The sequence below is a fragment of the Streptomyces sp. NPDC005863 genome, assembly GCF_042871345.1.
GTDB lineage: Bacteria > Actinomycetota > Actinomycetes > Streptomycetales > Streptomycetaceae > Streptomyces.
The window spans coordinates 54,924-68,169 of the sequence record NZ_JBIAII010000013.1 but is presented as its reverse complement, the minus strand read 5'-3'; the positions used below and the strand labels follow the sequence as shown (position 1 = coordinate 68,169).

Here is a 13,246-nt window from a genome sequence, read left to right as displayed (position 1 = left end):
GCCGCCGGGGGGGGGGGGGGGGGGGGGGGGGGGGGGGGGCCCCCCCCCCCGGGGGGGGGGGGGGGGGGGGGGGGGGCCGGCCGGGGGGGGGGGCGCCCCCCCCCCCCCCCCCCCCGACCCCCGGGCCCCCGCCGCGGAGCCGCCGCGGAGCCGCCGCGCCCTCAGCCGTCCAAGAGACCCCCGCGACCCCGCTCCTCGTACAGGGCCACCAAATCCGTCACGTCCTGCCCCGTCAGGGGGCGGTACGAGGAAGAGTGGGGTGGGCGCCACCACACGGGGTCGCCGCAGCGGAAGCCCTCGCCCCGTAGCGCCGCCCGCGCCACCTTGTTCGTCGCCGCCACCGGCATCCGCTCCACCACCCGTACGAAGCGGGGCGCCATCTTCGTGCCCAGGTCGGGTTGGGAGAGGAGGAACTCGGTGAAGGCGACCGGGTCGAAGGGCGCGCCGGCCGGGGGCGCGAGGGCCGCCATGACCTGGTCCCCGGCCACCGGGTCCGGCACCGCGTACACCGCGACCGCCGCCGCCCCGGCGTACCGCGCGAGGATGTTCTCGATCATCGCCGCCGCGAGGTTCTCGCTGTCCACGCGGAGCCGGTCGTCCGTGCGCCCCGCGAAGTAGAGGTAGCCGTCGGCGTCGCGGTAGAAGAGGTCACCCGTCCAGTACCAGCCGCCCCGCTGCCGTTCCGCCCGCGCCTCCTCGTTGCGCCAGTACCCCTCGAAGGCGTTCGGGCCGCGGTTCACCAACTCCCCTATCGCCGTACGGCCGTTCAGGAGGCGGCCCTCGTCGGTGAAGCTCGCCGCCTCGCATTCCTGAAGTGTCTCCGGGTCCAGCACCGCCAGATCGTCCCCGGGCGCGGCCCGGCCGATCGCCCCGGCCGGCGTGCCCGGGGTGCGCTGGATCGCCGCCCCGCCCTCGGAGGACCCGTACCCCTCCACGAGCCGTACCCCGAACCGTTCCTCGAAGCGCGCCGCGTCCACCGCCCCCGCCTCGGTCCCGAATCCGACCCGCAGCGGGTTCTCGCGGTCGTCCGGGCGCTCGGGCGTGGCCAGGATGTACTGGACCGCCCGGCCCACGTACGTGAAGTACGTCGCCCCGAACTCCCGTACGTCGGTGAGGAACCGGGTCGCGGAGAAGCGGGTGCGCAGCGCGATCGTCGCCCCCGCGGCGAGCGCCGGCGCCCAGTCGGCGATCACCGCGTTGCCGTGGAACAACGGCATGCAGATGTAGTGGGTGTCCGTCGGCCGGACACCGAAGTGCGTCACCAGCGACGCGCCGGCCGCCGCGAGCCGGCCCTGGCTGCAGATCGCCGCCTTGGGCGCGCCGGTCGAACCGGACGTGAAGTAGAGCAGCATGCGGCTGCCGGGATGCACGGTCCGCGCGATCTCCGGCTGCGCGTCGGCGTAGGGCGCGAGCAGTTCCTCGTACGCGGGTGTGTCGGTCGAGAGGATGCGGACGCCGGGGAGTTCGAGGTCCGCGAGCAGGGGGAGGTGGCTCTCGCTCGTCACCAGGATCTTGCAATCGGTGTGCAGGATGTCGCGGGCCAGTTCCGGGCCGCGCCGGGTGGGGTTGATGCCGGCCACCGCCGCCCCGGCGAGCGCCGCCGCGCTCAACCAGAGCGGGAATTCAGGGGTGTTGTCGAGCAGGACGCCGATGTGCGGCTCACCTTGCCTCGGTAACAGGTCGCCGAGCAGCGCCGCCCTGGCCGCCGCGCCCGCCGCCACCTGGTGGTGGCTCAGCTCCCCGCCCGCGTGCCGCAGCCCGGTGCGGTGGTCGCCCCACCGCGCCCGCACGAGCTCCGCGACCGTCATCTCGGTGGACTTCATGGCCGTGCACGGTAATTGACGGGGCGTCAGGTTGGCAGTCCCGGTGCGGTTTTTTCCCTACGGCATGTCGTCGTAGTACGGCATGTCGTCGTAGTCGCCGAAGCCGCCCCCGTCGAGGGCGAAGCCGTCGTGCACCTGCACCATGAAGAAGACGCAGAACGCCAGCATCAGGCCGAAGAAGCAGAGCGTCCCCACCGTGCCCGCCGCCATCGCGAACGGACGCGGCTCGTACGCGGTCGCCGCCTCGGGGCGCTCGGCCGTGTAGCGCACGGTGACGACGTCCCCCTGCACGGTCGTCGCCGGACCGTCCTCCTCCTCGAAACGGACCGGCCGGCCCTCACGGGTGGTGAACTCGTAGACGTGGTGCAGGGTGGTGGAGACGTGACCGTCACCGCCGCGCCCGCTGGTCGTCGTATAGGTGCGCAGACAGCGCGCCTCGGCTGTCAGGCCGCTGTTCCAGGCCCGGCTCACCTGCGTCGAGCGCCTGATCACCCGGGCCGCCATGAGGAGCACACCGCAGGCCATGGCCGTGGGCAGGGCGTAGAAGAAGAACTCCATGAACATCCCCCGATACGGACGAACGGGCCGGCGCACGACGCCGTGCACAGCTCTGTACACGACTCTGCGCACGCCGTGTGGTCGGCACGGCGTGCGCAGAACCTACCCGTGAGGAGGGGGGAAGTTCCTCAAGCGTTCCTCAGAACTGAGCGCCCGTTCCTCAGAACTGAGCGCCCGTTCCTCAGAACTGGACGTCGGAGCAGGCGTAGAACGCGTTCGCCGTGTCCGCGATCGTCCAGACGGCGACGATCACATGGTGACCGCTGCGCCCGCCGGGGATCGTGCCGCTGTGCGACAGGGTCGCGGGCGGCTGCTGGCTGTTGTACGGGACGCTGAGGAACGGCGTGGTGTCCAGGGCTCCCCTGGTCACCGCCTTGCTGTCGTCCCAGCCCTGCTTGGTGATGTAGTACTTGAAGTCGGTGGTGCGGTGGCGCGCGGTGAACTGCCAGCGGAAGGTGTAGTTCTGGCCGCCGCTGACCTTCGTCGTCGGCCAGGCCCCGCCTCCCGGCGTCTTGGGCGAGTTGAGCTGGTCGAAGCCCGCGATGCCCGCCGAACAGATCTTGCCGTCGGCCGGGCCGCCCGCGGGGAAGCCCTTGGGGCCCTCGACGCTCTGCGGCTCGTACTGGATGGAACCGCAGTTGCCCACCACGCCCTTGGCGCAGTTGATCTGCCGGCTGGCCGGCAGATCCGTGTAGCCGTGGCCGCTCGCGCCACCGGCGGAGAGCGCGAACGCGCCGACCGTGCCGAGGCCGACCAGGGCCGCGTACATCTTCTTGTTTCGCATGTGCCGCTCCTGCCGAACATGGGGAGTTCCGTGGGACGTGCGTGCACTGCGGTCTAGACCAAGTCCCAGATTATTGCCGGTAGTTGAACATGTCCATACCAATCGTGGAGAGGATCCGTCCGCATCGTCCGCGCGAGGACTCCACCAGTTCACCGTTGGGCATGTCGTTCACGGCGACCCAGTCCGCGGCCTCGTGCGCGGTGCGGCCTCCCGCCAACTGGCGTGCGATCAGGCGCTGTTGGCGTACCTCCGCAGGTGCGTCCACGTACCAGCACTCCGCCATCAGGGCCCGCGCCGCGCGCCAGCCGGGCAGATCGCAGGCGAGGTAGTTCCCCTCGGTGATCACCAGGCGGGCGGCCGGTGGAACGAGGTGGCGGGCCGCGATCGGCTCGTTGAGCGTGCGGTCGTAGTCGGGTACGTAGATGTCGTGCCCCGGGTCGTCGAGCACGCGGCGCAGCAGCGCGACGTAACCGGACACGTCGAAACTCGGCTCCGAGCCCTTGCGGCCGGTGAGGCCGAGCCGCGCCAACTGGTCGTTGGAGAGGTGGAAACCGTCCAGCGGGAGGTAGGCGGCATCCGCGCCGATCCGTTCGGCCAGGGCCCGTGCGAGGGTCGACTTGCCGGTGCCGGGCGGGCCCGCGATCCCGAGCACGGCGCGCGGCTCGGTGGCGGTCAGCTGCCGGGCGTCGTCGGCGAGGCGGTCCAGGGAGCCGGAGGAGCCGGGGCGGTCCGGGGAATCGTGGGTCCGGGGAGGGGCAGAGGTGGGGGCGCGGGTGGGGTCGTCAGCGGGGTTCTCCATGGCCCGTATAGAACGCCACCGTCAGGTCCTTCACCAAGGCCTTGCGCTCGTAGTCGTCCAGCTCCACCAGGCCCCGGGTGGTCAGCCGCGTCACCGTGTCCTCGACCGAGTCGACCACCGAGGTCAGCACGGTGTCGCGGTGCCGTGCGTCCAGCGCGGCCACCCGGCGGCGCTGCATGGCGGCGGCGACCTCGGGGGCGTACTCGATGCGGGTCGGCTGGGCCGAGAAGATCTGCACGCCGACCGCCTCCGCGTCCGCGGCGAGCGCCCGGGTCAGCGCGGCGCCGACGGCATCGGCGTCGCGCAGGGTCGGGGCCTCGTCGTGGAAGGCGTCCGCGGGGAGCCGGGAGAGCACCCGCGCCGTGGTCGCCTCGACGCACTCGCGCAGGTACTCCTGGTGGTCCTCGACCGCGAGGGTGGCCCGCGCCGGATCCTTCACCCGCCACACCACGAGCAGCACCACGCGCAGGGCGACCCCGCCGCGGTCCACCACGGGCATCGGTTCGCTCCGCCAGTGCCGCAGCCGTACGTCGACCCTGCGGCGCAGCAGCAGCGGGTTCACCCACACCAGGCCCGTACGGCGGACGGTGCCCCGGTAGCGGCCGAAGAGACTGAGCACCCAGGCCCTGCCGACCCGCCCGCGGGCGAGGCCGCCGAACCCGAAGAGGCCGAGGGTCCCGGACCCGGCGAGCGACGCCCACTGCGCGGCGCCGAGCCCGCCGCCCCCGTAACCGGGCAGGCCCGTCGCCCGCAGCGCGGGGTCCGGCAGGACGCCGGCCCACCAGAGCGAGAGCGCGCACCCGGCGACGCCCGCGCACCCGCCGAGCACTCCGGCGAGGCCGGGCAGGACGCGCGCCCGGCGCTCCGCGAACGCGAGGTCGACGTCGGGTACGGGCCGCGGCGGCGGCTGGAACGCGGGCGGCGCGGGCCGCCTCGGCGTACGGGGCTGCTCACCGGTGCCCTGCCGTCGCCGCACGACGGCGGGCGGAAGCCGGACGCCCGTGGTGTCGTCGGGATCGTCACGGAAGAGCAGGTGCACGGGGATCTCGGTGGTGGCCTCACTCTGAATGAGCCGGGAGGCCCGCGAGGGCACGGACCCCTCCACGCCGCCAGCCGCCCCGGCGGGTCCGTAGGCGGGCCCCTCCACTCCACCGGCCGACCCCGCCAGTCCGTAGGCCGGCTCCCCTGCCGCCCCGTCGGACGGCGAGGTCTGCGGGGCCCGAGCGGCCTGCGGGGTCTGCACGGGCTGCGGGGTGTGCAGGGACAGCGAGGCCTCCTGCGCCTGCGAGGTCTGCTGCCGCTGCGGGGACTGGGCGGTCCGAGGGGACCCCGGCTGGGAAGCTGCCGTCGCACTCATCCGTGCCTCCGACTCATTCGTGCCTCCGACTCGTTCGTGCCGTTCTCGTTCGTGCCCGGGCCTCCGCGCCCGGGTCCCGGCGCCCCTCCCACGGGAGCACCTCCCACCGGAACGCCCCTCACCGGAACAACCGCCGCCACGTCTCGGGGCCCGGTACGCCGTCGGCCGACGCGCCCCGCCAGCCCTGGGCCCGTTGGAACGCCTCCACGTTGCGACGGTCGCCCTCGCTCCAGCGCGGTCCCGGGCCCCGCGTGTAGTACCTGCCGAAGCCCTTCTTCACCAGCTGGCCGCCGAGCCGCTCGATCGCCGGATGGGACCGGCCCGGGCGGAAGACCTCCCGGCCGGGGTAGGCCGGCGCACCCGCACCCGCACCCGCACCCGCACCCCCACCCCCACCCGTACTCGCAGGCGCCCCCGCACCGCCCGCCGCCGGAATGTTCCTGCCCTTCCCCTTCATGAGGTACGACCACGTCGTCGGGCCCGGCAGTCCGTCCGCGTCCTTGCCGCGCCACCCCTGCGCCTGCTGGAACGCCTGCGTCGCCCTGCGGTCCGCGTCGGTCCAGCGCGGGCCTGGCCCCGAGCGGTAGAAGCGTTTGCCGCCCCGCGCGACCAGCGCCTTGCCGAGCTGGGTCACGTACTTGTTGTTCGCGCCGGGGCCGAAGGCGTGCGCGCCGGGGTACGGCGACATCGTGGCACCCGGGCCGCCCGGAGTGACCTCGGTGACGCCCTTGTAGCGATAGGCCAGATAGCGGTCGGCGTTGGACCAGTAGCCATAGGGGGTGGTTTGTTTCCTGGCGTGCGGGCGGGTCTGTTCGTACGCCGTGTAATGCGCGTGCGCGGCGTCCGTCCAGCCGCCGAAAAGCGTCACATGCGAGCCCTTGGTGGGGTCCGCCGGATTGTGGAAGAGAAGAATGTCGCCGGGCTTCAGCTGTTCCTTCGCGATGCGCACCGCATAGGTGGGAAGGCTGCCCGTCCATTCGTTGCCGGCGAGATTCCAGGCCATCGAGACGAAGCCCGAGCAGTCCTGCCGATAGCCGTCCGACCAGAACTTCCCCATGTCGTACGGCACCTTCGCCGCGATCCACTTCTCGGCCCTCGCGAGGATCTCCGCCCGGGTGGTCTTCCGGGGCACCGGCGCCTTCGACGGGCCCTGCGTCGCGTCACCCGTACCGCCGTGCAGCGGACCCATGGCACCCTGCGGGCTGTCCGGCCCGTCGTCGCCCGGCACCGCGCCCGGCGGCGTCGGCACCGCACCCGGAGCCGCCGGCACGCCCCCCACCTCGGCCGACGCCACCGCGGGCAGCGCCTGGCCGCCCAGCACCGTGCCGGCCGCCGCGGCGAGGACCAGGGCCCGGCGGGCGCCGTGCGCCGCCGGGTGGCCGCCGAGCCTGGGCGGCGGATTGTGCGCCGCCGTACGGCGGCGGTGAATACAGCCGGGACAGCCGCAATCGCTCTCCGGCGTGAATTCCTCGAATACCGGAGGGGCCTCCATGCGATTCCCCTCACACCCCGTAAAAGAATCTCCGCGCATCTGCACGTCCGTCAGTTTCGCAACTGTCCCGGGATACCGCATGTTGACGGTCCGAATGATGGATCGGCCGCCACCCGGCCCTTCCCCGGGGGCGCCCCCGGGCCCGCCGGGGTGGTCGGGAGCACCCCAGGACATCCGGTAGAGTTCTCCAGGTCAGCAGGCGCCGCTAGCTCAGTTGGTTAGAGCAGCTGACTCTTAATCAGCGGGTCCGGGGTTCGAGTCCCTGGCGGCGCACAGACAGCGAAGGCCCTCCGTTCACGCGGGGGGCCTTCGTCGTGTCCGGACGGGGCCCGGCCCCCGTACCCGTACCGCTAACGTTGCGCCATGGCGCGCGACATCCAGGAGCGGATCAAGAAGCTCATCATCGATTCGAGGCTGCCCTCCGGGGCCTCGCTGCCGACCGAGCCCGAGCTGATGGAGCGCCTGGGTGTCAGCAGGAACTCCGTCCGGGAGGCCCTCAAGGCGCTCCAGGCGATGGGCATCGTCGAGATCCGGCACGGCTTCGGGACGTACGTCGGCCCGATGTCCGTGGCCCCGATGATCGAGGGCCTCGCCTTCCGCACGGTCGCAGGGCACTACCGCGGCGAGGACAGCCTGCTCCAGCTGCTCGAACTGCGGGAGGCCGTGGAGACCGGGCTCATCGCGCGCCTCGCGGGCCGGGTGCCGGAGGCCGATCTGGCCGAACTGGACGCCTTGGTCGAGCAAATGGAGGGCGAGGCGGCCTCCGCCGAGGCCACCGTGCGCGCCGAGACCGACCGCGCGTTTCACGCCACCCTCTACCGGGGCCTCGGCAATCTGCTGCTCGGCGAGGTCCTGGAGGCCTTCTGGGACGCCTTTCACCGGGTCCGCACCGATTTGGTGGACGTTCCGCAGGATCCGAAGGTCACCTGCCGCCAGCACCGCGAGATCCTGGAGGCGGTCCGTTCGGGGGACGCGCTGCGGGCGGAGCGGGCCATACGCGAGCACTTCGGCAACATTCGTACCCGTCTGAGCTCCCCTGTCCCGGTAGATCCCACCCCTCACTCGCCTGACCGGTAAGCCCCTTGTGCCCACCTTGCGATCATGCGAAGGGCAGAGAACCCTGTTCCGGAGCCGCCGGTCCTCACGAGGCGGACGATACGGGGCAGTTGGGGTCTCCCGGGGCAAGGGCGCAGCAGGCGGCGGGGGTCCGGTTCACGATGCGGGGCCGAGGGGGGCATCATGCAACCGGAAGGACGCCGTTCCATGTCTAAGGAGACGGTGGTCCGCCACTGATACGTCCGCGAGGCCGAGGGGACCCACCCGAGCGGACGGAACGACCTACGAACACGCGGGGGACCGCGTGCGGGGGGATGACCCATGACGTCGACGCCGACGGGCGCGCGGCAGAACGACCCGTCAGAGACGACCCAGCTCCGGGTGCCGTCGCACCGGACGGGTGGCTTCCGCAGGATCAAGAAGACCCTGCCGCGGTACGACTACGAGCACTACAGCAGACTCGCGGGACCGCTGACGCAGCCCGACCCGGCCAAGCCGTACACCGTGCGGTACCGCTCGCTGCTCTCCCAGGAGCCGCACAAGGTCCGGGCCGCGCTGATGCTGGGCGCGGCGCCGCTGCTCTCGCTGGTGCTGCTCGGCTGGCTGCTGCAGCCCGAGCACTGGACGAAGCGGGACTACGTCGCCCACGAGTGGCTGCCGGCCCTCGACGTCGTCATGCTCATATCCATCGGCCTGATCGAGTTCTTCCGCTGCATGAACGTGCTCTCCAACGCGCACGCCACGCTCGTCGCCCGCGACCCGATACCCGTGGTCCCCGAGACCGGCACCAGGGTCGCCTTCCTCACCTCGTTCGTGCCCGGCAAGGAGCCGATCGAGATGGTGACGAAGACGCTGGAGGCCGCGGTCAGGATCCGGCACCGCGGTCTGATGCACGTCTGGCTCCTCGACGAGGGTGACGACCCTGAGGTCAAGGAGGTCTGCCGGCGGCTCGGCGTCCACCACTTCTCCCGCAAGGGCGTGGCGAAGTGGAACATGGCCAAGGGCCCGCACCGCGCCAAGACCAAGCACGGCAACTACAACGCCTGGCTGGACGCGCACGGCGACGACTACGACTACTTCGCCTCCGTCGACACCGACCACGTCCCGATGCCGAACTACCTGGAGCGGATGCTCGGCTTCTTCCGCGACGAGAACGTCGGCTTCGTCATCGGCCCGCAGGTCTACGGCAACTACGACAACTTCGTCACCAAGGCCGCCGAGTCGCAGCAGTTCCTCTTCCACGCGCTGATCCAGCGGGCCGGCAACGCCTACGGCGCCCCCATGTTCGTCGGCACCTCCAACGCGGTGCGCATCAAGGCCCTGAAGCAGATCGGCGGCCTGTACGACTCGATCACCGAGGACATGGCGACCGGTTTCGAGATCCACCGCGCCACCAACCCGGTGACCGGCAAGAAGTGGAAGTCGGTCTACACCCCGGACGTGCTCGCGGTCGGCGAGGGCCCCAACGCCTGGACGGACTTCTTCACCCAGCAGCTGCGCTGGTCCCGCGGTACGTACGAGACGATCCTCAAGCAGTTCTGGAAGGCACCGTTCTCGCTGCCCCCTGGCCGTCTCTTCAACTACACGATGATGGTCATCTTCTACCCGATGTCCGCCATGAACTGGATCCTCGCGGCGCTCAGTTGCGCCCTGTTCCTGGGTCTCGGCGCGTCCGGCGTGAACATCGACCCGACCATCTGGCTGATGCTGTACGGCAACGCCTCGGCGCTGCAGATCGGCCTGTACATCTGGAACCGCAGGCACAACGTCTCGCCGCACGAGCCGGAGGGCTCCGGCGGTGTGGCGGGCATGGTGATGTCGGCCCTCTCCGCGCCGATCTACGCCCGCTCGCTCCTGGACGCCGCGCTGCGCCGCAAGAGCAAGTTCGTGGTGACCCCCAAGGGCGACTCGGCGAGCCCGGACACGCTGTTCGGGACCTTCCGCATCCACCTCTTCTTCATCCTGGTCTTCGCCGCCTCGATGGCCGCCTCCTTCGTGTACGGGCACTCCCACCCCGCGATGATCACCTGGGCCACCTTCGCCCTGCTGGTGACGGCGGCGCCGATCTTCGCCTGGCGGTACGGCATGCGGCAGGCGAAGAAGAAGGCCGGGCCGCCCGGGGCGGCGGGGAGTTCCGGTCCGCCGCAGTACGCCCCGCGGCATGCCGCGCCGCACGCCCCGGACCAGAAGCCCGACTGGGCCGGAGCGCCCGATCAGACCATGCAGATTTCCCTTGGGGGACGTAAGAAATGAAAGACCGTTCCAGCCGCCGCCGTGCCCGCCGCATCGCGATAGGCGCGGCGGTCGTCCTCGCGCTGGCGGGGATGAACGGACCGTGGCTGTGGCGCGTGGGCTCCGAGAAGTACCACGACTACAAGATCAACAAGCCGGAGTACAAGGCGGACAACGGCCACTGGGACGTCATCGACTTCCCCGAGGAGTACCGCCAGAACACCATCCACGCGGCCCTGCTGCACACCGGCAAGGTGCTGCTCGTCGCCGGGTCGGGCAACAACCAGAAGAACTTCGACAAGAAGAAGTTCGACACCCGGCTGTGGGACCCGGTCAAGAACACCATCAAGAAGATCCCGACGCCCACCGACCTGTTCTGCACGGGCCACACCCAGCTGGGCAACGGCAATCTGCTGATCGCGGGCGGCACGCAGCGCTACGAGAAGCTGAAGGGCGACATCACCAAGGCCGGCGGCCTGATGATCGTCCACAACGAGGACCCGGACGAGCCGAAGACGATCCCGGCGGGCACCAAGTTCACCGGCAAGAAGAACGGCAAGACGTTCGTCTCCAAGGACAACATCCTCGTGGAGAAGGCGAAGAAGGTCTTCGACAAGCAGACCGGCGCGTTCCTGCGCACCGAGCCGGGCCTCGGCCGGGTCTACGTGGAGGCGTCCGAGAGCGGCGCGCAGCACGAGACGGGCACCCAGGACAACTACCGCATCCAGGGCCTGAAGGGCGCCGACACCCGCAACGTCTACGGCATGGCGCAGAAGCTCGCCCTGGACAAGAAGGACTTCCAGGGGATCAAGGACGCCTTCGAGTTCGACCCGGTCGCCGAGCGGTACATCAAGGTCGACCCGATGAACGAGGCGCGCTGGTACCCCACGCTGACCACGCTCACCGACGGCAAGATCCTCTCCACCTCCGGCCTCGACGAGATCGGCCAGCTGGTGCCGGGCAAGAACGAGATGTACGACCCGAAGACCAAGAAGTGGACGTACACCAAGGGCATCCGGCAGTTCCCGACCTACCCGGCGATCTTCCAGATGGCCGACGGCCGGCTCTTCTACTCCGGCTCCAACGCGGGGTACGGCCCCGCCGACGTCGGCCGCAAGCCCGGCATCTGGAACCTGAGGACCAACAAGTGGCAGGGCATCCCGGGCCTGAGCGACAGCAAGCTCATGGAGACCTCCGGCACGGTCGAACTGCCGCCCGCCCAGGACCAGAAGTACATGGTGGTCGGCGGCGGCGGCGTCGGCGAGTCCAAGGAGTCCAGCGACAAGACCCGCATCGTCGACCTCAAGGCCGAGAAGCCGATGTTCGCGGACGGCCCCGAGCTGGAGAAGGGCACGCGCTACCCGCAGATATCCACGCTGCCCGACGACACCGTGCTGATCTCCGGCGGCTCCGAGGACTACCGCGGCCGCGGCGCCTCCAACATCCACCAGGCGCGCATCTACGACGCGAAGACCGGTGAGATGAAGCGGGTCGCCGACCCCGAGGTGGGCCGCAACTACCACTCGGGGTCGATCCTGCTGCCCGACGGCCGCGTGATGTTCTTCGGCTCCGACTCGCTCTACGCCGACGCCGCCGACACCAAGCCGGGCGTCTTCGAGCAGCGCATCGAGATCTACACGCCGCCGTACCTCTACCACGGGTCGCGGCCTGCGCTCGGCAAGGGCCCGGAGACGATCCGGCGCGGCGGCACGGGGACGTTCCCGGTCAAGCACGCTTCGTCCGTCAAGTCGGCCCGGCTGATCAGGCCGAGCGCGTCCACGCACGTCACGGACATCGACCAGACGTCGATCGCGCTCGACCTGAAGAAGAGCGGGGACGATGTCTCTGTGACGGTCCCGAAGAACCGGTCCCTGGTGGAGTCGGGCTGGTACATGCTCTTCGTCACGGACGACAAGGGCACACCGAGCAAGGCGCAGTGGGTGCGGGTGCCTTAGGGGGCGCCCGGAGTTAGGGGCGCCCGGAGGGCGCCCCTAACGGGACGCCTTCGCCAGGCCCAACGCGTACTGCGGCCACCACTCCCCCGCCTTCGGGCCGCCCCGGCACGTCCCGTCGGACTCGCCGGGCCGCTTGACCCAGAGGTACGCGTCCACCAGCGGGTCGGACGTCTTCGTCGTCGGCGTCTCGCCGAGCGCCCGGCCCGGCGGGTTGCACCAGGGGTCCTTGCCCTTGTCGTACGGCCCCGCGCCGTTGCGGCCCGTATCGATGACGAACGGCTTCCCACCGATCTTCGCCGACAGCTTCTTGCCGAAGTCGGTGCTCGCCTCGGTGGTCTGGAAGTTGGACACGTTCACCGAGAAGCCGTCGGCCTGCTCGACGCCGGACCGCTTCAGCGGCTCCCAGAGCGAGTCGGGGTTCTTCCAGCCCGCGTTGCCCGCGTCCAGGTACACCTTGGTGTTCTTCAGTGACTTGAGCTTGCCGATCGCGCCGTTGAGGAGGTCGTACCGCTCCTCGTGGAACTGCCCCGGCGTGCAGTTGTCGACCATGTGGAGCACCGCGTCGGGCTCCAGGATCACCGTGGCGTGCCGGTCGCCGATGCCCTTGGCCACCTGGTCGACGAAGGCGCGGTAGGCGTTGCCGTCGGCCGCGCCGCCGCCCGAGTACTGGCCGCAGTCGCGGTGCGGGATGTTGTAGAGGACCAACAGGGCGTCCCGGTCGGCCTGTTCGGCGGCCTCGGTGAAGCCGCGCGCCTGGTCCTCGGCGTTCTCCGGGAGCAGCCACTCGGCGACGGGCTGTTCGGCGATCTTCCGGACCTGGGCGGCCTCGTCCTTCTTGCCGTCCCCGGCGTACGAGTCGGCCTGCTTGGCCGCCTTGCCGTCCGGGTTCACCCAGAACGGGTCCTTGTCCTTGGGCTGTTGCTTCACCGGAGGGCTCGACGCGCCGTCGTCCCCGTCACCGGAGGAACAGCCGGCCAGCAGCAGCGCCGCCCCGGCGAGTGCCGCTCCCGCCCGCACCCCCCTGGCCGCGAAACCCTGTCCGCGGCCGGTGTCCTTGCGGTACATCCACTCCCCCTCGGGTGCACAGTCCGATCTCAATCCTGACATACGTATCCCCTGCCCACGAGGGCCGTCGGCGCCGCACGAAGACCTGTAGGGGAGCTGTTACAGCGGCGCCGACGGGGTGCGTC

The 13,246-nt window shown here is 70.9% G+C and carries 10 protein-coding genes and 1 tRNA gene; 4 read left to right on the top strand and 7 right to left on the bottom strand.

Going from position 1 to position 13,246, the window contains the following annotated elements:
* Nucleotides 1–161: 161 nt before the first annotated feature.
* From ACFYO9_RS33220 to ACFYO9_RS33195, 6 genes are all read right to left on the bottom strand, one after another.
* Nucleotides 162–1,823, bottom strand: coding sequence for an AMP-binding protein (locus ACFYO9_RS33220; RefSeq protein WP_358778607.1), 1,662 nt, complete (start codon nt 1,821–1,823; stop codon nt 162–164).
* Between the two features lie 57 nt (nt 1,824–1,880).
* Nucleotides 1,881–2,381, bottom strand: a complete 501-nt coding sequence (locus ACFYO9_RS33215) for a DUF3592 domain-containing protein (protein ID WP_358778606.1) — start codon at nt 2,379–2,381, stop codon at nt 1,881–1,883.
* Nucleotides 2,382–2,562: 181 nt separating this feature from the next.
* A complete protein-coding gene (locus ACFYO9_RS33210) occupies nt 2,563–3,165 on the bottom strand; it encodes a lytic polysaccharide monooxygenase (protein WP_355816539.1) in 603 nt (200 codons plus the stop codon).
* 70 nt (nt 3,166–3,235) lie between these two features.
* The gene (locus ACFYO9_RS33205; RefSeq protein WP_358778605.1) at nt 3,236–3,964 is read right to left on the bottom strand and encodes a nucleoside/nucleotide kinase family protein; all 729 of its coding nucleotides are present in this window, start codon (nt 3,962–3,964) and stop codon (nt 3,236–3,238) included.
* Nucleotides 3,948–5,321, bottom strand: a complete 1,374-nt coding sequence (locus ACFYO9_RS33200; protein WP_358778604.1) for an SPFH domain-containing protein — start codon at nt 5,319–5,321, stop codon at nt 3,948–3,950. The genes ACFYO9_RS33205 and ACFYO9_RS33200 overlap by 17 nt, the downstream gene beginning before the upstream one ends.
* Nucleotides 5,322–5,439: 118 nt before the next feature.
* Nucleotides 5,440–6,813, bottom strand: a complete 1,374-nt coding sequence (locus ACFYO9_RS33195; protein WP_358778603.1) for a peptidoglycan-binding protein — start codon at nt 6,811–6,813, stop codon at nt 5,440–5,442.
* Nucleotides 6,814–7,012: 199 nt separating this feature from the next.
* On the opposite strand from ACFYO9_RS33195, the gene ACFYO9_RS33190 reads away from it, so the two are divergent.
* The 4 genes from ACFYO9_RS33190 (at nt 7,013) to ACFYO9_RS33175 (ending at nt 12,056) form a co-directional block, all read left to right on the top strand.
* Nucleotides 7,013–7,086, top strand: a tRNA-Lys gene (locus ACFYO9_RS33190).
* Between the two features lie 90 nt (nt 7,087–7,176).
* On the top strand, nt 7,177–7,890 hold the full coding sequence (locus ACFYO9_RS33185; RefSeq protein ID WP_358778602.1) for a FadR/GntR family transcriptional regulator: 714 nt from the start codon (nt 7,177–7,179) through the stop codon (nt 7,888–7,890).
* Between the two features lie 300 nt (nt 7,891–8,190).
* The gene (locus ACFYO9_RS33180; RefSeq protein ID WP_358778601.1) at nt 8,191–10,122 is read left to right on the top strand and encodes a glycosyltransferase family 2 protein; all 1,932 of its coding nucleotides are present in this window, start codon (nt 8,191–8,193) and stop codon (nt 10,120–10,122) included.
* The gene (locus ACFYO9_RS33175) at nt 10,119–12,056 is read left to right on the top strand and encodes a kelch motif-containing protein (RefSeq protein ID WP_358778600.1); all 1,938 of its coding nucleotides are present in this window, start codon (nt 10,119–10,121) and stop codon (nt 12,054–12,056) included. Before ACFYO9_RS33180 ends, ACFYO9_RS33175 begins: the two co-directional genes overlap by 4 nt.
* 36 nt (nt 12,057–12,092) lie before the next feature.
* Here ACFYO9_RS33175 and ACFYO9_RS33170 read toward each other — a convergent pair whose 3' ends face one another.
* The gene (locus tag ACFYO9_RS33170) at nt 12,093–13,121 is read right to left on the bottom strand and encodes a glycoside hydrolase family 6 protein (RefSeq protein WP_355816522.1); all 1,029 of its coding nucleotides are present in this window, start codon (nt 13,119–13,121) and stop codon (nt 12,093–12,095) included.
* Nucleotides 13,122–13,246: the final 125 nt, after the last annotated feature.

Excerpts from the sequence above, each read along its gene's own strand:
- ACFYO9_RS33185 (WP_358778602.1), top strand. The coding sequence starts at position 7,177 with ATGGCGCGCGACATCCAGGAGCGGATCAAGAAGCTCATCATCGATTCG.
- ACFYO9_RS33180 (WP_358778601.1), top strand. The coding sequence starts at position 8,191 with ATGACGTCGACGCCGACGGGCGCGCGGCAGAACGACCCGTCAGAGACG.
- ACFYO9_RS33215 (WP_358778606.1), bottom strand. The coding sequence starts at position 2,381 with ATGGAGTTCTTCTTCTACGCCCTGCCCACGGCCATGGCCTGCGGTGTG.
- ACFYO9_RS33175 (WP_358778600.1), top strand. The coding sequence starts at position 10,119 with ATGAAAGACCGTTCCAGCCGCCGCCGTGCCCGCCGCATCGCGATAGGC.
- ACFYO9_RS33220 (WP_358778607.1), bottom strand. The coding sequence starts at position 1,823 with ATGAAGTCCACCGAGATGACGGTCGCGGAGCTCGTGCGGGCGCGGTGG.
- ACFYO9_RS33170 (WP_355816522.1), bottom strand. The coding sequence starts at position 13,121 with ATGTACCGCAAGGACACCGGCCGCGGACAGGGTTTCGCGGCCAGGGGG.
- ACFYO9_RS33210 (WP_355816539.1), bottom strand. The coding sequence starts at position 3,165 with ATGCGAAACAAGAAGATGTACGCGGCCCTGGTCGGCCTCGGCACGGTC.
- ACFYO9_RS33200 (WP_358778604.1), bottom strand. The coding sequence starts at position 5,321 with ATGAGTGCGACGGCAGCTTCCCAGCCGGGGTCCCCTCGGACCGCCCAG.
- ACFYO9_RS33195 (WP_358778603.1), bottom strand. The coding sequence starts at position 6,813 with ATGGAGGCCCCTCCGGTATTCGAGGAATTCACGCCGGAGAGCGATTGC.
- ACFYO9_RS33205 (WP_358778605.1), bottom strand. The coding sequence starts at position 3,964 with ATGGAGAACCCCGCTGACGACCCCACCCGCGCCCCCACCTCTGCCCCT.